Source organism: Arthrobacter sp. SLBN-100 (genome assembly GCF_006715305.1).
Taxonomy (GTDB): domain Bacteria; phylum Actinomycetota; class Actinomycetes; order Actinomycetales; family Micrococcaceae; genus Arthrobacter.
In genome coordinates, this window is sequence record NZ_VFMY01000001.1 from 3,597,105 (window position 1) to 3,616,825 (window position 19,721).

Annotated in this window: 19 protein-coding genes; 8 read left to right on the top strand and 11 right to left on the bottom strand. The window is 65.8% G+C overall.

Going from position 1 to position 19,721, the window contains the following annotated elements; translation table 11 throughout:
* Window positions 1-5: 5 nt before the first annotated feature.
* From FBY31_RS16645 to FBY31_RS16675, 7 genes are all read right to left on the bottom strand, one after another.
* A complete protein-coding gene (locus FBY31_RS16645; protein WP_142043374.1) occupies window positions 6-500 on the bottom strand; it encodes a CoA-binding protein in 495 nt (164 codons plus the stop codon).
* Window positions 497-1,849, bottom strand: a complete 1,353-nt coding sequence (locus FBY31_RS16650; protein ID WP_142043376.1) for an O-acetylhomoserine aminocarboxypropyltransferase/cysteine synthase family protein — start codon at window positions 1,847-1,849, stop codon at window positions 497-499. Before FBY31_RS16650 ends, FBY31_RS16645 begins: the two co-directional genes overlap by 4 nt.
* Window positions 1,849-3,054: a dimethylsulfone monooxygenase SfnG gene (gene sfnG / locus FBY31_RS16655; RefSeq protein ID WP_142043378.1), complete on the bottom strand. Its 1,206-nt coding sequence runs from the start codon at window positions 3,052-3,054 to the stop codon at window positions 1,849-1,851. The genes FBY31_RS16650 and sfnG overlap by 1 nt, the downstream gene beginning before the upstream one ends.
* A gap of 10 nt (window positions 3,055-3,064) precedes the next feature.
* Window positions 3,065-5,059, bottom strand: coding sequence for an acetate--CoA ligase (gene acs, locus FBY31_RS16660; protein WP_142045466.1), 1,995 nt, complete (start codon window positions 5,057-5,059; stop codon window positions 3,065-3,067).
* Entirely contained in the window at window positions 5,050-5,952 is a 903-nt protein-coding gene (locus FBY31_RS16665) for an ABC transporter permease (RefSeq protein WP_142043380.1), read from the bottom strand. The genes acs and FBY31_RS16665 overlap by 10 nt, the downstream gene beginning before the upstream one ends.
* A complete protein-coding gene (locus tag FBY31_RS16670) occupies window positions 5,952-7,001 on the bottom strand; it encodes an aliphatic sulfonate ABC transporter substrate-binding protein (protein WP_142043383.1) in 1,050 nt (349 codons plus the stop codon). The genes FBY31_RS16665 and FBY31_RS16670 overlap by 1 nt, the downstream gene beginning before the upstream one ends.
* Window positions 7,002-7,142: 141 nt before the next feature.
* Entirely contained in the window at window positions 7,143-7,958 is an 816-nt protein-coding gene (locus FBY31_RS16675) for an ABC transporter ATP-binding protein (protein ID WP_142043390.1), read from the bottom strand.
* Between the two features lie 323 nt (window positions 7,959-8,281).
* On the opposite strand from FBY31_RS16675, the gene FBY31_RS16680 reads away from it, so the two are divergent.
* A complete protein-coding gene (locus FBY31_RS16680; protein ID WP_142043392.1) occupies window positions 8,282-8,707 on the top strand; it encodes a CoA-binding protein in 426 nt (141 codons plus the stop codon).
* A gap of 13 nt (window positions 8,708-8,720) precedes the next feature.
* Here FBY31_RS16680 and FBY31_RS16685 read toward each other — a convergent pair whose 3' ends face one another.
* Window positions 8,721-9,749, bottom strand: coding sequence for an isopenicillin N synthase family dioxygenase (locus tag FBY31_RS16685; RefSeq protein ID WP_142043394.1), 1,029 nt, complete (start codon window positions 9,747-9,749; stop codon window positions 8,721-8,723).
* A gap of 45 nt (window positions 9,750-9,794) precedes the next feature.
* On the opposite strand from FBY31_RS16685, the gene FBY31_RS16690 reads away from it, so the two are divergent.
* The 5 genes from FBY31_RS16690 to FBY31_RS16710 all read left to right on the top strand — a co-directional run bounded on the left by FBY31_RS16690 (window position 9,795) and on the right by FBY31_RS16710 (window position 12,437).
* Window positions 9,795-10,211: an MmcQ/YjbR family DNA-binding protein gene (locus tag FBY31_RS16690; RefSeq protein WP_142043396.1), complete on the top strand. Its 417-nt coding sequence runs from the start codon at window positions 9,795-9,797 to the stop codon at window positions 10,209-10,211.
* 2 nt (window positions 10,212-10,213) lie between these two features.
* On the top strand, window positions 10,214-10,771 hold the full coding sequence (locus FBY31_RS16695; protein ID WP_235013090.1) for a DUF1990 family protein: 558 nt from the start codon (window positions 10,214-10,216) through the stop codon (window positions 10,769-10,771).
* A complete protein-coding gene (locus FBY31_RS16700; RefSeq protein WP_142043401.1) occupies window positions 10,768-11,085 on the top strand; it encodes a putative quinol monooxygenase in 318 nt (105 codons plus the stop codon). The genes FBY31_RS16695 and FBY31_RS16700 overlap by 4 nt, the downstream gene beginning before the upstream one ends.
* Window positions 11,085-11,378: a DUF503 domain-containing protein gene (locus tag FBY31_RS16705; RefSeq protein ID WP_142043403.1), complete on the top strand. Its 294-nt coding sequence runs from the start codon at window positions 11,085-11,087 to the stop codon at window positions 11,376-11,378. Before FBY31_RS16700 ends, FBY31_RS16705 begins: the two co-directional genes overlap by 1 nt.
* A gap of 117 nt (window positions 11,379-11,495) precedes the next feature.
* Window positions 11,496-12,437, top strand: a complete 942-nt coding sequence (locus tag FBY31_RS16710; protein ID WP_235013091.1) for a hypothetical protein — start codon at window positions 11,496-11,498, stop codon at window positions 12,435-12,437.
* 73 nt (window positions 12,438-12,510) lie between these two features.
* Here the strand turns inward: FBY31_RS16710 and purL are convergent, their stop codons facing one another.
* Genes purL through purS form a run of 3 tightly spaced genes read right to left on the bottom strand, consistent with a single transcriptional unit; the run spans window position 12,511 to window position 15,855 of the window.
* Window positions 12,511-14,820 carry a phosphoribosylformylglycinamidine synthase subunit PurL gene (gene purL / locus FBY31_RS16715; protein ID WP_142043405.1) on the bottom strand — a complete coding sequence of 770 codons (2,310 nt, stop codon included), beginning with the start codon at window positions 14,818-14,820 and terminating at the stop codon, window positions 12,511-12,513.
* Entirely contained in the window at window positions 14,817-15,602 is a 786-nt protein-coding gene (purQ, locus tag FBY31_RS16720; protein ID WP_142043407.1) for a phosphoribosylformylglycinamidine synthase subunit PurQ, read from the bottom strand. The genes purL and purQ overlap by 4 nt, the downstream gene beginning before the upstream one ends.
* Window position 15,603: 1 nt before the next feature.
* On the bottom strand, window positions 15,604-15,855 hold the full coding sequence (gene purS, locus FBY31_RS16725; protein WP_003798434.1) for a phosphoribosylformylglycinamidine synthase subunit PurS: 252 nt from the start codon (window positions 15,853-15,855) through the stop codon (window positions 15,604-15,606).
* Between the two features lie 257 nt (window positions 15,856-16,112).
* Between purS and FBY31_RS16730 the strand changes: the two genes are divergently transcribed.
* Both FBY31_RS16730 and FBY31_RS16735 read left to right on the top strand, forming a co-directional pair.
* Complete coding sequence (locus FBY31_RS16730; RefSeq protein ID WP_142043410.1) at window positions 16,113-16,295, top strand: hypothetical protein; 183 nt, start codon at window positions 16,113-16,115, stop codon at window positions 16,293-16,295.
* Between the two features lie 283 nt (window positions 16,296-16,578).
* Complete coding sequence (locus FBY31_RS16735) at window positions 16,579-19,683, top strand: S8 family serine peptidase (RefSeq protein ID WP_142045470.1); 3,105 nt, start codon at window positions 16,579-16,581, stop codon at window positions 19,681-19,683.
* The last annotated feature ends 38 nt before the right edge of the window (window positions 19,684-19,721 follow it).

The window sequence follows — 19,721 nt, forward strand, 5'->3', positions numbered from 1 at the left end:
AACCGTCAGGCCGTGACCTGGCGCTTGGAGGAAATCACCCCGGTGTCGAAGCCGGCCAGGTGAAGTCCGCCGTGGAAGCGTGCATGCTCGATCTTCACGCACCGGTCCATCACTACATTCAGGCCGGCAGCTTCCGCGCCTGCGGCCACACCCTCGTGCCAGGACCCCAGCTGCAGCCAGAGGGTTTTCGCCCCTGCGGCCACGGCCTCGTCCAGCACATCCGGAAGGTCGTCGTGCTTGCGGAACACGTCAACGATGTCCGGGCTTTCCGGCAGGTCCGCGAGGGAGGCGTAGCTGGGCTGGCCCAGGATCTCCTTGACCACCGGGTTCACGAAGTACACCTTGTAGCGGGTGGAGGACAACAGGTACGTGGCCACAAAGTAGCTGGCCCGCGACGGCTTGTCGGAGGCACCCACAATGGCAATGGATTTCGCTTGCCGGAGCAGGTTCAGGCGCTCGGGGGCCGCCGGCCCGGACCAGGTGCGCTGGGCGGTGCTCATGCGTGTGCTCCGATCGTGCAGGCGTCTGCGGGTTCCGTGCGGGCGACGGCATCTTCCGCCGCCACGTTCGTCGCTTCTGTGAGCGCCTGGTCGAGGTCCCACAGGATGTCCTCGATGTCCTCCAGGCCCACGGAAATGCGGACCAGGTCCTCCGGCACGCCGGCTGACTCGAGCTGGGCGGGGCTGAGCTGCTGATGGGTGGTGCTGCCCGGGTGGATCACCAGGGTGCGGGAATCACCCACGTTGGCCAGGTGTGAGGCCAGCTGGAGGGACTCGATGAACTTCTGGCCCGCAGCGCGCCCGCCCTTCACGCCGAAGGAGAAGACCGATCCAGGGCCCAGCGGCAGGTACTTCCGTGCCCGCTTGAAGTGCGGGTGGGAGGGCAGGCCGGAGTAGTTCACGTAAGCCACGCGGTCATCGTTTTCCAGCCACTCGGCCACGGCCTTCGCGTTCTTCAGGTGCTCGTCCAGCCGCTGCGGAAGGGTTTCCACGCCCTGCAGCAGCTGGAAGGCGGACTGCGGGGAGAGCGCCGGGCCGATGTCGCGCAGCTGTTCGCAGCGGAGCTTGGTCAGGAAGCCGTACTCGCCAAAGTTGCCCCACCAGGAGACGTTGCCGTAGGAGGCAACCGGTTCGGTCATGGTGGGGAACTTGCCGTTGCCCCAGTTGAACCGGCCGCTTTCCACGATCACGCCACCCAGGGTGGTTCCGTGCCCGCCAAGGAATTTGGTGGCCGAGTGGATCACGATGTCCGCGCCGTGTTCGATGGGCCGCACGAGGTACGGTGTACTCAAGGTGGCATCCACCACCAGGGGGATGCCGGCGTCGTGCGCCACCTTGGCCAGGGCCTCAAGGTCCTGGACCTCCGACGACGGGTTGGCCACCACCTCGACGAAGATCGCCTTGGTGTTCTCCCGGACCGCCGCCGCGTAGTCTGCAGGGTCGGTGCCGGGGACGAACGTGGTGTCTACGCCGAAGCGGCGCAGGGTCACGTCCAGCTGGGTCACCGTGCCGCCGTAGAGCTGGGAGGCTGCCACGATGTGGTCGCCTGCCTGGGTCAGCGCGGCGAAAGTGATGAACTCGGCAGCCATGCCCGACGACGTCGCGACAGCTCCGATGCCGCCCTCCAGCGAGGCGATGCGCTCTTCGAACGCTGCCACGGTGGGGTTGCCGATGCGGGAGTAGATGTTGCCGTACTTTTGCAGTGCGAACAGGTTGGCGGCGTCCTGGGTGTCCTTGAACACGAAGGACGTTGTCTGGTAGATGGGTACGGCACGGGCGCCGTGTTCGGCGTCGGGGGTGCCGCCGGCATGCAGGGCGCGGGTGCGGAAACCGAAAGTGCGGTCAGCCATTAGACAGTCACCAGCCCGGTGGTTGAGCCTGTCGAAACCGCGGGAGTGCCGGACAAGTCCAGTTCGGTGCCGTTCTTCCGGGCGAGGTCTGCTTCAAGTTCCCGGACGATGGGCAGGACCTCCTGGCCGAACGCCGCCACCTCCTCCTGGAAGTGCAGGTAGCAGGTCAGGAACAGGTTCACGCCGAGTTTCTTGTACTCCACGATGCGTTCGGCGATCTGTTCAGGGGTGCCGATCAGCTGGGTCTTGAAGCCGTCGTTGTACTGGATCAGGTCCTCGAAGGTGGAATCTGCCCACATGCCCTTGCCGTCCTTGGTGGAGGCGCCGGCTTCCTGGACGGCGTCCCGGAATCCCTGGACGGCAGGCTTGTGTGCCTTCTCGACGATCTCGCGGAGCGTGTCCCGGGCTTCCTTCTCGGAATCGCGGGCGATGACGAAACCGTTCAAGCCGAAGCGGGGTGCCGGGAGGGCGCCTTCGGTGCGGCGGGTTTCGCCGGCCGCGGCCACGACCCCGGCGATGTTCTCCTTGAAGCCTTCCAGGTCCTTGCCGTTGGAGAAGTACCAGTCCGCAACGCGGCCCGCGGTGGCCTGCGCCGCCGTCGAGTTTCCGCCGAAGAAGATCTCGGGGTGGGCGCGCCCGGGCACGTCAATGGGGGCGGGGTTCAGGGTGAAATCGGTGATGTTGTAGTACTTGCCGGACTGGCTGTATTCCTGCTCGGTCCACAGGCCGCGGAGGACCTTGATGAACTCCTCGGTGCGGACATAGCGTTCGTCATGCTCCAGCCATTCCAGGCCGAAGTTGGTGAACTCGTTCTTGAGCCAGCCGGAGACGATGTTGACGGCGGCACGCCCGTTGGAGATGTGGTCGGCGGTGATGATGTACTTGGCCAGCACGCCGGGGTGCCACATGCCCGGGTGGACTGCGGCGATGACCTTCAGCCGCTCGGTAGCGGCCAGCAGCGCCAGGCTGAAGGACGTGGCCTCATGCTGCTTGTCCGCCCCATACGAAGCGGCGTAGCGGGTCTGGGTCAGGGCGTACTCGAAGCCGGAGTTCTCCGCGATCCGGGCCAGCTTCTTGTTGTAGTCGAAGTCCCACCCGGTCCGCTGTTCGATGGTGGAGACCACCAGTCCGCCGGAGACGTTCGGGACCCAGTACGCGAACTTCAGCGGTTCGGAGAGCCGGGCAACGCTGCTGATGTCATTCATGATTGTTCCTTTACTTTTGTCCGTTGACGTGCGGTGCCGGTACGGTTTTGACGTAGTCGCGCACGGCGCCCTGGATGCCGGCGATGGCCGGCTCGTTTTGGAGCGAGGTAGTGTCGCCGAGGGTGGTTCCCTCGAACAGTTGGGTGAGCAGCCGGCGCATGATCTTGCCGCTGCGGGTCTTGGGGACATCGGGAACCACAACGACGTCGCGCGGCTTGGCGATCGGGCCGATCTCCTTCGCCACGTGGTTGCGGAGGTCCTCGGTGGTTGAGCCTGTCCGGCCGGTGGTTGAGCCTGTCGAAACCCCCGCCTTCAGGACCACGAAGGCGACGACGGCGTGCCCGGTCTTCGGGTCGGCGACCGGACAGACGCCGGCCTCCACGACGTCCGGGTGCGAAACCAGGGCGGATTCGATCTCGATGGTGGACAGCAGGTGGCCGGAGACGTTCAGGGTGTCGTCCACCCGTCCCAGGATCCAGATGTCGCCGTCGGAGTCGTACTTGGCGCCGTCGCCGGCCAGGAACCAGCCCTGGTCCGCGTACTTGCTCCAATAGGAATCGAAGTAGCGGCGCGGGTTGCCCCAGACAGTGCGCGCGATGGCGGGCCCCGGGGAGTCAACCACGATATTTCCCTGGACGCCCGGCGGAACGGTACTGCCGCCGTCGTCCACGATCCTTGTGCTGACGCCCGGCAGCGGGCGCGCCGCGCACCCGGGCTTGAACTCGGTGTCCGTCGGCGCGGGGGAGAGGATGGTGGCGCCGGTCTCGGACTGCCACCACGTGTCCACCACCGGGGCGGTGCCGGCGCCGACGTTCTCCCGCAGCCAGCGCCAGGCCTCCGGGTTGACGGCCTCGCCCACCGTGCCGAGCAGGCGGATGGAGGAGAGGTCGCAGGTGTCCGGGACGCCGTCCGGGAACCAGCCCATGAGGGAACGGACCAGCGTGGGCGCGGTGTAGTACTGGGTCACGCCGTAGCGTTCGATGATCTCGAAGTGCCGGCCCGGGTGCGGGGTGTTGGGCGTCCCCTCGAAGATCACCTGGGTCACGCCGTTGGACAGCGGCCCGTAGATTTCGTAGGTGTGCGCGGTGACCCAGGCGAGGTCAGCGGTGCACCAGTGCACGTCTTTGTCGCGCAGCGCCGGATCAGGATTGCTGAACAGGTGCTCAAAGCTCCACGAGGCCTGCGTCAGGTAGCCGCCGGAGGTGTGCACCAGGCCCTTCGGCTTGCCGGTGGTGCCGGAGGTGTACATGATGAACAGGGGAGTCTCGGCGTCGAACGCTTCCGGCTCGTGCACCTCGGCAGCCTGCCCGACGGCGTCATGCCACCAGACGTCGCGGCCTTCGGTCATGGGGACGGTTGCCAGGTCCGCTGCCGGGGTGGTGCGGTTGACCACCAGGACGTGCTCGATCGAATTGTCGCCGGAGACGGCAGCGTCCGCGTTGTCTTTCACGGGAACGGCCACGCCGCGGCGGAACTGGCCGTCCGTGGTGACCAGCAGCTTGGCGCCGGTGTCCTCCACCCGGAACTTCAGTGCTTCGGCCGAGAAGCCGCCGAACACCAGGGAGTGGATGGCACCGATGCGTGCCACGGCCAGCGTGATGATGATGGTTTCGGGGATGACCGGCAGGTAGATGACCACGCGGTCGCCCTTGCCGATGCCCAGGGCCAGGAGCGCGTTGGCCGCCTTGGACACCTCGCGCTGGAGTTCGGCGTAGGTGATGGACCGGCGGTCGCCGGGCTCGCCTTCGAAATGAAGGGCCACTTTGGCGCCGCGGCCGGCGGCGACATGGCGGTCCACGCAGTTGGCGGCCACGTTGAGCTTGCCGCCCTCAAACCAGCTGATGCCCGGGCCGCGGCCGGCCTCCGGATCCGCCGGAACCCAGCGGTGCCCGGTATGCCAGGGGGTGTCCCACTCCAGGCGCAGTGCCTGCTGCTCCCAGAAGGCGACGTTGTCCGGGTGCACGCCGGCGTTCAGGTCCAGCGTTTCTGTGGTGCTCAGGCCCATCGTTTCACCGCCCATTTCTCGGCCAGGCCCAACAGGGCGTCGGTCATTTTTCCAATCACGGCCAGCATCACAATGGCCAGGAACAGCCGGTCGGTGCGCCCGTTGTTCTGTGAATCCATCAGGAGGAACCCCAGTCCCATCGAAGAGGCGATGAGTTCCGCTGCCACCAGGAAGAGCCAGGCTTGGGCGAGCGCCAGCCGCAGTCCGGAAAAGACGGCGGGAACGACCGCGGGAAGCTGCACCGTGGTCAGCAGCCTGACGCCCTTGAGCCCAAAGGCGCGGGCTGCCTCCACCAGGTTCCGGTCCACATGGCGCAGCGCCAGGGACACGGTGGTGAACACGGGGAAGAACGCGCCGATGATGATGAGGGTTACCTTGGAGTCTTCGCCGATCTTCAGCCACAGAATCAGGAGCGGCACCCACGCCAGGGACGGAACTGCACGCAGCGCCCCGATGGTGGGGGCCAGGAGGGTGTCCGCGATTTTGGACAGGCCCACGGTGGCGCCCAGGACCAGGCCCAGGGCTGCGCCCGCCAGGAAGCCGATCAGGACCCGCTGGGTGGAGATCGCGATGTGCGTGCCGAGCTCACCGCGTTCCAGCAGCTCGCCTGCAGCTTCCAGCACCATGGCCGGCGGCGGCAGCTGCACCACCGTGAACACGTGGCTGGAGGAGGCAAGCTGCCAGGCAGCGAGCAGGGCGGCCGGGATGATCAAGCCAAGGGGCAGACGCGCCCAGTTCCTGGAGCGGACTCCGGCGGGAGACCATCCCTGTGCCGGAGCGGGTGCCTGACCGGCGCCCGCCTGGGCAGCGTCTGCCGTTGTTGCGGTAGCGGCTGCAGCGCGCTGGTCCGCAACCTTGTTGCCGGTGATGACCGGATCTCCGAGAGTGTTCATCAGGAGTCCTTGATGGCTGACGGATCAGCCTTCTTCACCAGCGAGTCGTCGAGAAGGGAGCTCACGGCGTCGTCAACCTGCTGTTGCGTCTTGACGTCGCCGGTTTCCACGAAGGTGGGCCCGATCTTCTCCAATACTTTGCGCTGTGCTGCGCCCGGCGCGGGGTCCACGTCCAGGTTGCTGCGCTCCAGGACCACGGTCTTGGCCACGGCCAGGTCCAGGCCGGCAACGCTGGCCAGGATCTGGGCTGTCTGGTCCGGGTTCGCTGCTGCCCACGCCCGGGCCTTTTCGTAGGCGTTCACCACGGCCTGGGCCAGTTCCGGCTTGTCCTTGAGGAACGATTCGGTGGCGTTGAGGAAGCCGTAGGTGTTGAAGTCGAGGTTCCGGTAGAAAAGCCTGGCTCCCTTCTGCTCGGCACCGGCCATGATCGGATCAAGGCCGGACCAGGCCTGGACGGATCCGTTTTCCAGGGCCGTGCGGCCGTCGGCGTGCTGCAGGTTCTGCACCGTTACATCGCCGGGCTTCAACCCCGCCTCCTCCAGGGCCTGCAACAGGAAGAAGTAGGGGTCCGTGCCCTTGGTCGCCGCGACCGACTTGCCCTTGAGGTCCGCGACCGAGGCGATGTCGGATCCCGCCGGCGCCACCAGGGCCGCCCATTCGGGTTGGGAGTAGATGTCGATGGTCTTGATGGGTGATCCGTTGGAGCGGGCCAGGAGGGCCGCGGAGCCAGCGGTGGAACCGACGTCGACAGCACCTGAGCGCAGGGCCTCATTGGCCTTGTTCGAGCCGGCTGACTGGACCCAGTTCACGGTGACGCCCTGGTCCTTGAGGCTGGCTTCCAGCCAGCCCTGGTCCTTGATGACCAGGCTGAGCGGGTTATAGGTGGCGAAATCGATGTTCAGGGTGCCGCCCTTGCTGCTGCCGGCAGCAGCAGCGCTGCCGGAGGAGCCTTCGCCTGCGACGCATCCGGTCAGTGCCAGGGCCGCTGAGGCGGCGAGGGCTGCTGCGCCAAGGACTGAACGGCGGGTGATGGGCAATGCGTGCGGCATGGGGTTCCTTTGAAAGCGGGGATGAATCGGTGTGGAGCAGGGGGAGGCCCAGGCCGGGGCCGTGGCAGGGCGTGAAGTCCGACGGCGGCCCGCGCCAACAGGGGCGGGTTACGGCATTGGGGGAGTGGGAGTCAGCACGGCCTAGTGCCCGTCAACGCCCAGAGTCTCCAGGAGCGAGCTGCGCATGAGGGCGAGTTCGGCGGAGGCGCGCTTGCGCGGGCGGTTGCCGGGTACCTCAACGGTCCTGACGATGGATGCGCCCTGTCCGGAGGCATGAGGGCCAAGCACGATGATGCGGTCCGCGAGCTGAAGGGCTTCGTCCACGTCGTGGGTGACCAGCAGGACGGTGGTGGGCTCTGCCTGGTGGATGTCCAGGAGCAGGTCCTGCATCTTGATCCGGGTGAGGGCATCCAGGGCGCCGAAGGGCTCATCGAGCAGCAGGACGCCGGGGTTCCGGGCCAGTGCCCTTGCCAGTGACGTGCGCTGCGCCATGCCGCCCGAGACCTCGCGGGGCCGGTGCTTGGCAAAATTTTCCAGCCCCACGAGTTCCAGCAACCGGGCGACCTTGGCTTTGCCCTCTTTCGCGCTGCATCCGGCAGGCAGGCCGATGGCCACATTGGCCTGCAGGGTGTGCCAGGGCAGCAGCCGGGGTTCCTGGAAGGCGAAGGCGCACCGCGGATCAATGCCGTGCACGGTGGTGTCCTCGATGACTACGGAGCCGGAACTTGGGTAATCCAGGCCCGCTGCGGCGCGCAGGAGGGTGGACTTTCCGCAGCCGGACGGGCCCAGGATGGCGAGGACTTCGCCGGCTGCCACGTCAAAGGTCACGTCCCGCAGCACGGTGTGGGCGGCCGGACCGGTGCCGAACGTGCGGCGCAGGTTCCGGAAGGACACCGGGAGGGCGGGGGCGTGGGCGGGGCCTGCCTCGGCAGGAAGGGGCGACAAAACTGCGGTCATAGGATCACTCCATCGGTCCTGGCAGTAGCACCCTACGGAGTCAGCCTCTCGCCGGAGTGGTCAGTTCCGGGTACCCGTGGCTGGAATCCTTGCTATCGCCGGGGCGGTTGGGAAGCGTCCGGCGACCAGGGTTGCTGCGGCTTCATCGATCCAGGTCTCTCGGCCGCTCGGGATGGTCAACTACCACTACACCTGAGGCGCATCCTCGGGACCAAATTTGCCTAACTGGGAGCGTAATATTCGTTCACGGGGGCTTCTCCCGGGCCTGAGCAGTCACTTATTCGAGCATTCGCTGTTTGCGGTAGCGGCTGTACGCTTGCTGCATGGTCCACGTCAACGATCCGGAAGTCATCGGGCGCCTCATGCGAAACAAAGGGCGGTGGGCCATAGTGGGCCTCACCACGAATGAGTGGCGCGCAGCGTACGACACCTCGCTGTTTATCAGGGACCGGCTCGGCATGGAGATCATCCCCGTCAACCTGCCCGGTGACCCCGTCCACGGCGAAGCCGGGTACCGCACCCTCGGCGACATTCCCGCGGAAAAGCGGCCCATCGACGTCGTGGACTGCTTTGTGAACTCGCAGAAGGTGGGGGCTGTGGTGGACCAGGCCATCGCTGTGGGGGCCAAAGCGGTGTGGCTGCAGTTGGGGGTCATCGACGAGGCAGCGGCGGAACGCGCCAAGGCGGCGGGGATCGACGTGGTGATGAACGCCTGCCCTGCCCAGCTCGCCTGGAAGTACAACCTCTGACGCAGGGGCGCTGCTAGCGCGTCATCAACTCCGGGTAGTGCCGTTCGGTGACGTCCGGATGCGCCCGCATCCGGCCCTTGAGCATGTTCAGGCCGAAGGATGCCAGGAGCGGGTTGGAGGGATCGTCGGTGATGCCCCGGGCAGCTGCCTTCAGTTCAGGTGCCAGCGGGACGGGTTTGATGACAGCATCAAGGCGCGGGGACCAGAAGAACGGTACCGAGTAACGGTCGACGCCCGGCGGCGGGGCCTGGACGCGGTGGATGGTGGCCGCAAGGTATCCCTCCGTGGCCACTTCCAGCATCTCGCCGAGGTTCACAACCAGCGCGCCCGGGAGGGGCTCCACGGGCAGCCACTCGCTGGTGCCGGGCGGCAGCACCTCAAGGCCGCCCACGTCGTCCTGCAGCAGGAGGGTGACAAACCCGTAGTCCGCATGCGTGCCCACGCCCTGGTTTCCCGCCGCTTCCACCACACCACCCACGTAGTGCACCAGCTTGCCCATCCACGCCGGCGTATCCCGGAACGGATCGTCAAAGTACTCCTCCGGCAGCTGCAGGGAAACGGCGATGGCCCGCAGCAGCTCCATGCCTACCTCGGACATGAGTTCCGCCCACTCCATGGCTGCCGGCTTCAACTCGGGGAAAGAGTCATCCGGCCAGAGATTGGGGCCCTGCAACAGCCAGTAGGGCTGGTCTTCCGGATAATCCTTGACCGGTTCGCGCTCCGGTGAATAGTCGATCTGCTCGCGGGCGTCCGCCCGGCCCTGGGTCACCTCGGTGCCCATGCGCGTGTAGCCGCGGAAGTGGGGAGACAAGCGGTTGTCCAGCTTCATCCGCTCCTCCAGCGGCAGGGCGAAGAAGCGCCGGAGAATGTCCAGGAGCTGTTCTGCCTGACCCGGCCGGCCGCCATAACCCGTGATTTGGAAGAACCCGACATCGTGGGTGGCATGCCGCAGCTGCTCGATGAACTCGGGACTGAAAGATCCGTAGGGCTGCCGTGCGGAACTTAAATCCAGAACAGGAATGGCCCCCTGATCGTGTGACATCCTCGCAGACTAGCACCGCGGCAGCCGGCTTTATAGGCTTCCTCCATGGAGCCTGCAGCATTGAGGAAGATCTGCCTCTCGTTTCCCGGCGCGTACGAGGATTATCCGTTCGGGCCGGAGACCGCCGTATTCAAGGTCCGCGCCAATGTCGCAGGGGGAGCCCGGCACGAGGCCAAGCTCTTCGCATTGTCCGCCATGGATCCCCGGAACCCGTATGTCAACCTTAAGTGCGAGCCAAACCTTGCCGTGCAGCTCCGCGCCGTGCACCCTGAAATCACCGGCGCATGGCACATGAACAAGACCCACTGGAACGGCATCCGCCTCGACGGGACCCTTCCGGACGACATGATCCGGGACATGGTGGAGGACTCTTACGACCTGGTGGTGGCAGGCCTGAACAGGAAACAGCAGGAGCAGCTTGGATGGGCCCGCCTGGCGGGTTCCCGGGACGCCATCCAGTGAAGGTGAGGCGGCCGTGGCAGGGCAGGCTTGATCACCTCGATTACCCCGGCATCGGGGGCACGGAACACGGGGTTGCTCCGGACGGATACGCCGGTGTCCTGGAAGAGGTCCCACTGGGCACCGGCTTTCCGGTGTACCGGCGGGTTGCCGGCGGCATTCTTTCCTGGGAGCTGCAGCGGCGCGCCGGCCTGCGCGTCCGCACGGATTCACCACGGGTGGTCCCGGGAGTGCGGGTGGTGAGCGGCTTCGGCGTCGGGCCTTTTCGGCTGGGTGCACCCTGCGAGGTGGTTTGGGTCCGTGAACCACTGCCGGCGGATGTGCCGCAATCGGCTGGATTTGGCTACGGTGCCCTGCGTGGGCACCCGGCGCGCGGCGAGGAATCCTTTGAAGTGGAGATCAACGGGGACGGCGACGTGCATTTGAGGATCCGCGCGTTCAGCAAACCCGGCAACTGGTTCTACGCGGCCGGCGGACTGGTGACCCGGGCGGCACAGCGCCACGTAACTTCCCGATACATTGAAGGGGCACGCCAACTCGCCGCGGAAGGACTACGCCCGTGATTTTTATCGTCGTCAAGTTCAAGGTCAAGCCGGAATGGTCGGAGCGCTGGCCCGGCCTGGTGGCCGATTTCACCCAGGCCACACGGCAGGAACCGGGAAACCTCTGGTTCGACTGGTCCCGCAGCCTGGAGGACCCGAACGAGTACGTCCTGGTGGAAGCCTTCGAGGACGATGCCGCGGGCGAGCACGTCAACAGCGCGCACTTCAAGCAGGCCATGGCGGACATGCCCCAGGCCCTGGCAGAAACGCCCCGGATCGTCAGCCGCCAACTCGAGGGCGACGCCTGGGACCGTATGGGGGAGCTGACCATCTGATGTGGGTCGGCTGGATCGAATTCGACATCCTCCTGGGCGACGTTCAGAGCCTGAAGGAGAAACGGTCCGTCGTCAGGCCGCTGATAGCGGAAGTCAAGCGCCGTTTCGACGTCTCCGTCGCCGAGGTGGGGGATCACGACCAGTACCGGCGCACCCGGCTGGGTGTTGGCCTGGTGGCAGCAGACCGCCCGCACCTCGTGGAGGTGCTGGCCGCCGTCGAACGCCTTGTGGCCGGCCGGCCCGAAATCGAACTGCTCAGCGCACGGCAGCGGGAGCTGCACAGCGAGGACTGAGGCTATCGATTGCTCCGTACGTGCCGTTATGAGAGCCCATAAGGGCGCCCACGGAGCAATCGATTGGTGTTGTGGATAACTTCTGCGGCCCTCGCATAATTTTGGTCTGATGAACCAATGAAAACCGCACGCAGACTGCCCGTTGAGCTCCGGGGCCGGCCCTTCACTATTGCTGAGGCCCGGGATGCCGGAGTGCCCGCCAAGAGGCTGCGGCATGGATCGCTGACGTCCCTCGGCAGGGGCATCCGTACGGAACGAGCGACGGCGCAACTTCCCTTGAGCGCCCGGGTGCGGCCTTTCATTGAGGTCAATGAGCGGTGCGCCGCATCGCACTTCACTGCGGCGGAGCTGCTCGCTCTGCCGGGCAGGCTACGGAAGGAACGTACAGACATGCACCACATCATCCGCCCGGAAGGTGCAGCGCACCTGGACCGGCCACATGTGATCGTCCACCGCATGAAGCTGTACGAAGACGAGGTCACAACGGTCGACGGGATTCCCGTGACCACGCCTGAGCGCACGTGGCTGGACATGGCGGAATTGCTGTCAGTGGACGAGCTCGTGGCCATGGGCGACAGCTGCGTTCGCGTGCCGCGTCCGGACTTGGAGAGTAGGGACATGCCGCTATGCGGCCTGGCCGACCTCCAACGGATGATAGACCGGCATAAGGGAAAAAGAGGACTGCGGAAGGCCAAAGAAGCGATCCAGCTGATCCGGGTAGGCTCCGATTCTCCGCAGGAGACGCTCCTTAGATTGGCTATCGTGCGGGCAGGCCTGCCCGAACCGGAGCTGAACGTACCCATTATCGATGACGACGGCCTGCGCCATCATGAGCCGGATCTCAGCTTCCGCAAGTACCGGATCGGGGTCGAGTACGAAGGGGAACACCACGGCGAAGAGGGGCAGATCGTCCGGGATATTGCGCGCTCCGAGAAATACGATGCCTTGGGCTGGACTGAGGTCCGGGTGTCCAAACGGCACATGCTGAACGATGCCCAGTCGGCAGTCGCCAAGATCCGCAGGGCTTTGGTCCAGGCGGGGTGGCGCAAAGGCCATTAAGCAACGATTGCTCCGTAACTGCCGTTCTGAAGGCTCAAAAGGGCAGTTACGGAGCAACCGATGGGGGAAAGGATCAGTCGAAGTACTTCGGCAGGGTCCCCTCGTGGGCTTCGCGGAGGGCATCGAGGGACAGGCTCGCCACCCCGTTGATGTCCAGGGTTCCGCTCGCTGCGTCTACCACACCGATGCGGGTGTGGGCGAAGCCGCGGGCGGTGCACATGTCCGTGAAGCGGACTTCCTCGGAACGCGGAACACCTACAACGGCACGGCCTTGGGACTCGGAGAAGAGCGCGGTGAACAGATCCACGCCGTCCCGATCCAGGACATCCTGCAGGGCAATCCTGGCGCCCACGCCGTAGCGCAGCGAGGACTCCACCAGGGCAGCGGCGAGGCCACCTTCGGAGAGGTCGTGGGCAGAGTCGATCATGCCGTCGCGTGATGCGTTGATCAGGATCTCACCCAGTGCGCGTTCGGCGTCGAGGTCAACCTTGGGAGGCTGGCCGCCCAGGTGGCCACGCATGTTGGCCCACTCGGAACCGTCCAGCTCCGCACCTGTGGTGCCGAGCAGGTAGATGGCCTGGCCGTCCTCACGCCAGCCCGACGGCGTCCGGCGGGCAACGTCGTCGAGCTTGCCCAGCACTGCCACCACGGGGGAGGGGTGGATGGGCGTGGTGCCGGTCTGGTTGTACAGCGAGACGTTGCCGCCGGTGACCGGGATGCCCAGCACCATGCAGGCGTCGGACAGGCCGCGGATGGCCTCCGCGAGCTGCCACATCACATCCGGGTCCTCGGGGGAGCCGAAGTTCAGGCAGTCGCTGACGGCCATGGGGACGGCGCCGGAGGTGGCGACGTTGCGGTAGGCCTCGGCCAGGGCCAGCTGCGCACCGTGGTACGGGTCGAGGTAGGTGTAGCGGCCGTTGGCATCGGTGGCCAGGGCAACGCCCAAGCCCGTTTCCTCGTCCACGCGGACCACGCCGGCGTCATCCGGGAACGCCATAGAGGTGTTGCCGCCGACGTAGCGGTCGTACTGGTTGGTGATCCAGGATTTGGAGCACATGTTCGGCGATGCCACCAGCTCGGTGACGGCCTTGGCGAGCTCAGCCGGAGCGGAGGGCCGGCCGGCATCCTGCACGGAGCCGGTGAAGGTATCTGCCTGCACGGCGTCCTGCCACTCGGGACGGGCGAAGGGGCGGTCGTAGACCGGCCCGTCGTGTGCCACGGTGCGGGGATCGACGTCGACGATCACCTCGCCTTCCCAAGTGATGATGAGGCGGCCGGTGTCGGTCACCGCGCCCAGCCAGGCGTACTCAACAGCCCACTTGTCCATCACGGCTTCGAACGCTTCGACGTTCTCCGGGGTGACCACGGCCATCATGCGTTCCTGCGACTCGGACATCAGGATTTCGCCCGGGGTCAGCGTGGGGTCGCGCAGCAGCACGGAGGTCAGCTCAACCTGCATGCCGCCGTCGCCGTTGGAAGCCAGTTCCGAGGTGGCGCAGGAGATGCCGGCGGCACCGAGGTCCTGGATGCCTTCAACCAGGGAGCCCTTGAACAGCTCCAGGCAGCACTCGATGAGGACCTTCTCGGCGAACGGGTCGCCCACCTGCACCGCGGGGCGCTTGGATGGCTTGGTGTCGTCGAAGGACTCGGAGGCCAGCACGGACGCGCCGCCGATGCCGTCACCGCCGGTGCGGGCACCGAACAGGACCACCTTGTTGCCCTTGCCGGAGGCGTTGGCGAGGCGGATGTCCTCGTGGCGCATAACGCCCACGGCGAGAGCGTTGACAAGCGGGTTGCCCTGGTACACCGAGTCGAAGACCATCTCGCCGCCGATGTTGGGCAGGCCCAGGGAGTTGCCGTAGCCGCCGATGCCGGCCACGGCACCGTGCATGACGCGCGCGGTGTCCGGGTGGTCGATGGCGCCGAAGCGCAGCGGGTCCATGACGGCCACCGGGCGGGCGCCCATGGAGATGATGTCGCGGACAATGCCGCCGATGCCGGTCGCGGCGCCCTGGTAGGGCTCAACGAACGACGGCGAGTTGTGCGATTCGATCTTGAAGGTCACGGCCCAGCCGTCCCCCAGGTTGGTCACACCGGCATTTTCGCCGATGCCCACCAGCATGTCCTTCTTCATCTCCGGGGTCACCTTTTCGCCGAACTGGCGCAGGTGGTTCTTGGAGGACTTGTAGGAGCAGTGCTCGCTCCACATGACGGAGTACATGGCCAGCTCCGCGCCGGTGGGGCGGCGGCCCAAGACCTTGACGATCTCGTCGAACTCGTTCTGCTTGAGGCCAAGTTCAGCCCAGGGCAGCTCGGTGTCCGGGGTCTTCGCGGCGTTCTCGACAGTGTCGATATTGAACTTCTTGGTGGTTTCGATGCTCACTTGTCGCCTCCCACAATCTTGGTCAAAACGGAGGTGAAGAAGCCCAGTCCGTCGGTGTCGGACCCGCCGACTCCGTCCAGCGACGCGGGGCCGAAGCCGGGTTCAGTGGCGTGCTCGGGGTGCGGCATGAGGCCCACCACGTTGCCGGCCGCGTTGGAGATGCCGGCAATGTCGCGGCGGGAACCGTTCGGGTTGAAGCCCACGTAGCGGAATACCACGCGGCCCTCAGCCTCCAGGGCGTCCAGGGTCTTCTCGTCCGCGATGTACTGGCCGTCCTGGTTCTTAAGCGGGATAGTGATTTCCTGGCCCGCCTGGTAGTCCAGGGTCCATGCGGTGTTGCTGTTTTCGACGCGCAGCACCTGGTCGCGGCACAGGAATTTCAGGTGGTCATTCTTGATCATCGAACCCGGCAGCAGGTGTGATTCGGTGAGGATCTGGAAGCCGTTGCAGATGCCCAGCACGGGAAGCCTGGCGTCGCTGTTGGCGGCGTCGATGATCCTGGCCATCAGCGGTGCGAAGCGCGCAATGGCGCCGGCGCGGAGGTAGTCACCGTAGGAGAAGCCGCCGGGAATCACGACGGCGTCGACGTCACCCAGCTCGGTGTCGGCATGCCAAAGCTCGACGGCGGTGCCGCCGGCGAGGCGGACGGCGCGGGCTGCGTCACGGTCGTCGAGGGTGCCCGGGAAGGTGACGACGCCGATCTTCGCACCAGTGAGCCCGCGAACACCAGAAGCGTCAGCGGCGACGGCGGTTGCCTCGCCGATCAGGGGAAGTTCAGTCATGTCAGGCCTCGACGACCTCGACGTTGACGACGTCCTCGATCACGGGGTTGGACAGGAGGGTCTCTGCGGCATCGCGTGCCTGGGCCAGGATGTCCTCCGTCACCTCGCCGTCGACTGTCAGTTCGAAACGCTTGCCCTGGCGGACAGAGCTGAAGCTGGTGAAGCCCAGCCGGGGGAGAGCGCCAACGATAGCCTTCCCCTGCGGGTCCAGAATCTCGGGCTTGGGCATGACGTCAACAACGATCCGGGGCATCCGGTAACTCCTGTGCGTGAGCTTGGGTAAGGGCGCAGCTCAGTGGTGCCGTCTCACGCCGTACCGGAGTGTTGGGGGACACACTTGTTAACCTTGTGGACGGGCGCTCCGCGAGCTTGCTACTCCATTCTACCGGCCGGAGCACCCCACCCTGTATTCGGCGGATTTCGGTCGCAAGCCCGGGCTGTGCCGGGTGGTTTGAAGGGCGGCAGGGCGGGCCTCTGGAGTTGGGCCGATGGTGTCACTAGGATTGCTGGATGGCTGAGAAATCGAGATCCGTACTGTTGCCGATGGTTGCCGCTGCAGTGTTCGCCGGGCTGGGGCGCATGGTGCTCCAAAAGGTAAAAGCGGACCGGCTTGCGCGGGAGAGCCGGGTCGCCGGACCCGTGGACGAAAAGACCAGGCAGTGGATCAGCGATGTGGTTCGAACACCCCGGTAACAGGGTTCCGGGCGGCACTTGGTCCGAGCTTCTCCGGGCGTCCTGCGGGGCGCCCTTTTTCCTGCCCCTTCGGGGTCCCCCGCAGCGTGCATGAGCGGTAAAGAAATCACTGTTGCGCCCTATGTCATATTCAGCTATCAGTCTGTACCCTGTGAATCGGCTGGTCGTGCGGAATGACAAAATCTGTAATTCCACATTTAAGACAGTCATTTCGGGCCCGAAACCATGGCCGGGCCGGCTCCTCGTGAAAGGGTTGCACGTGAGATCTACTGGAAAGAGCCCCTTGCGGGGCGGGGGATTCCGGAAGGCTGCGGCGCTGGCCGTGGGTCTGCCTCTGCTCCTCTCCCCGATGGCCGTAAGTCCCGCTACCGCGGCGCCGGCCGGCCAGGACATGGCGATCGGGGCGAAGAGTACCGCGTCTGCTGAGTTCGTGGATGGGCGCTACATTGTTGTTCTCGCAGGTGCAGCAGCCGCCGCTTATGAGGGTGAGACCCCCGGTCTTGCGCCCACCAAGCCGGAGAATGGCCGCAAACTGGATCCTGGAAGTACCAATTACAAGGCCTACGATGCGCATCTCCGCCAGCAACAGCGGGACGTCGCTGCCAGCCAGGGGGTTACGCCGCAAAAGCAGTTCACCGCTGCCCTCAACGGTTTCAGTGCCCAGCTGACTGCCGCGCAGGCCATGGAGCTGTCCAGGGACAAGAAGGTCCTGGCGGTGACGCCGGACGTGGAGAATGCCCCGGACTACACCACTACAGACTTCCTCAAGCTGACCGGGCCCGACGGCATGTGGGCCAAACAGTTTGGCGGGGAAGCCAATGCCGGCAAGGGCGTTGTGGTTGGCGTCATCGATTCGGGCTACGCCCCGGACAACCCCTTCCTCCAAGGCGAACCCGTCCAGCCGCTGGTCGGGCAGGCGCAGGTGGGCGTCCCGTACCGCACCGCGGAGGGAAGCATCGCCATGCTCAAAGCCGATGGAACCACCTTCGAGGGTGAATGCCAGAAGGGCCAGGGAACGGGGGCTTCCTTCGACGGCTCGCTGTGCAACTCGAAGGTGATCGGTGCCAGGTACTTCGCCGATTCCTTCCTGCAGTACGTACCACCGGAGAACCGGGCCCCTGAAGAACTCATTTCCCCCGTGGACGTCGGCAGCCACGGCACCCACACTGCCACAACGGCGGCCGGCAACGCGGACGTGGAGCAGGTCATCGACGGCGCCAGCTTCGGCAAGAGCTCCGGCGTCGCCCCTGCCGCAAAGGTCTCCGTCTACAAGATCTGCTGGGAGGATACCAACCCTGACACCGGAGGCTGCTACTCCTCCGCTTCAGTGGAGGCAGTGGACGCGGCCATCAAGGACGGTGTGGATGTCCTGAACTACTCCATCTCCGGCAACAACGACAGCACCATTGATCCTGTGGCGCTGGCCTTCCTGAATGCTGCCGCTGCAGGAGTTTTCGTCTCCGCTTCGGCCGGCAACTCGGGCCCAACCGTTTCCACCGTCAACCACGCCGCCCCGTGGCTGACCACGGTGGCTGCATCCACCTTCCCCAGCGAACTGCTCGGAACTGTCAAGGTCTCCGATGGGTCGCTGTACCGTGGAGCTTCGATCATGAAGTCCGAAGTGGCAGGCAAGCCGGTTGTTGTCGCGGCCGCCGCGGCAGCTGCAGATGCCGCCAATCCAAACCTTTGCGGCCCCGGCTCACTTGATGCTGCCAAGGTGGCGGGCAAGGTGGTGGTCTGCGACCGCGGTGTTGTGGACAGGACGGCCAAGAGCCAGGAGGTCCAGAACAAGGGCGGCGTCGGAATGATCCTGGTGAACCTCACCAGCAGCTCCGAAGACGCGGACAACCACGTGCTGCCCACCGTGCACGTGAATGCCCCGAAGAGCCTGGAACTCAAGTCCAAGCTGGAAGCCAACCCGGCACTGACCGTCAGCCTGGTCAAGGGAGACCTGACCGGCGAACCCCCGGCCCCTGCGCCGCAGCTTGCCGGGTTCTCCTCCCGCGGGCCAAGCCTTGCCTCCGGCGGCGACCTGCTGAAACCCGACATCGCGGCGCCCGGCGTCAACGTCCTGGCCGGCGTCTCCACGATCGGCAACCATGGAGCCCAGTTCGGCTTTATGTCCGGCACCTCGATGGCTGCACCGCACATCGCCGGGTTCGGCGCGCTGGTACTCAGCAAGCAGCCCCGGTGGACCCCTGCCATGGTCAAGTCCGCCATGATGACCACCGCCTACCCGCTGGTGAACGCCGACGGCTCGCCCAACACGGATCCGTTCCACGGCGGAGCCGGGCACATTGACTCAACCCGTGTGCTGGATCCGGGCCTGGTCTACAACTCCGGCATCAAGGACTGGCTGGGGTTCCTCAACGGCCAGGGTGTTGACACCGGCTCTCCGCAGGCCGGCACCATCGCCGCCCGGGACTTGAACCTGCCCTCCATCGCGCTCGGCAGCCTGGTGGGCGAAGTCCAGGTGAAGCGCCAGCTGACCGCCCTGGTTCCCGGCACCTACCGGCCCGAAGTCAACCTCCCTGGCTTCAACGTCCAGGTGGAACCAAAGACGCTGAGTTTCCGCAACGCAGGCCAGACGCGTGAAGTTACCCTTAGCATCAGGAACGTCAGCGCCCCGACGGGCAAGTTCAGCACCGGCAGCCTGACCTGGAAGGGCCCGCGCACTGTAAGCTCTCCCATCGCCATCCGGCCGGTAGACGCGCAGATCGCACCGTCGTTCTCCTTCAGCTCGGCTACCGGAACCGGCAGCGGGACCATGGAGCTGGTCTCCGGATCGGACAGCCCCATTAGGGTAGGGGTGGAAGGCCTTGCTCCGCTGAGCCAGACCGCCATCACGAAGACCCCCGGGGAATACGCACCGGCCAATGATGCGCACAACGCACTGCTCGAAGTGGTAGTGCCGGAAGGGGCATCCTCCGCCCGCCTGGGTGTCCAGGCCCAATCCAACGACGTCGACTGGGACATGGTGGTCTATGCACCGAATGCCGCGGGAGGATTCACGGCCACCCAGGTGGCGACGGCTTCGGCCAGCGAGTTCCTCGACCTGGAGGCGCCACCTGCCGGCACGTACTACATCGTGGCCAACCTCTACTCCACGCCGGACAACGGGGCGGCCACGGCGACCGTTCAGGCGGTTATATTGGCCGGGGATGCGGGCAACCTCACGGTGGACCCGAATCCGATCGTGGCTCCCAACGGCGCCGCCACCTCGGCCACACTGTCCTGGACAGGCCTGTCCGAAGGGGCTTACCAGTCCCGCCTGAGCCTGGGCGAGAACGCTATCAGGACCTGGATCAACGTCCAGGTGGGCTCAGCCTCCGCTGCCCCATCCGGGGCTCCGCAGGTAGCCTTCGCGGACCGCGTGCCCGCGGCCTAGCACCCTGACGTTTTACGGAAGCAGGATCCCGGGCGGTT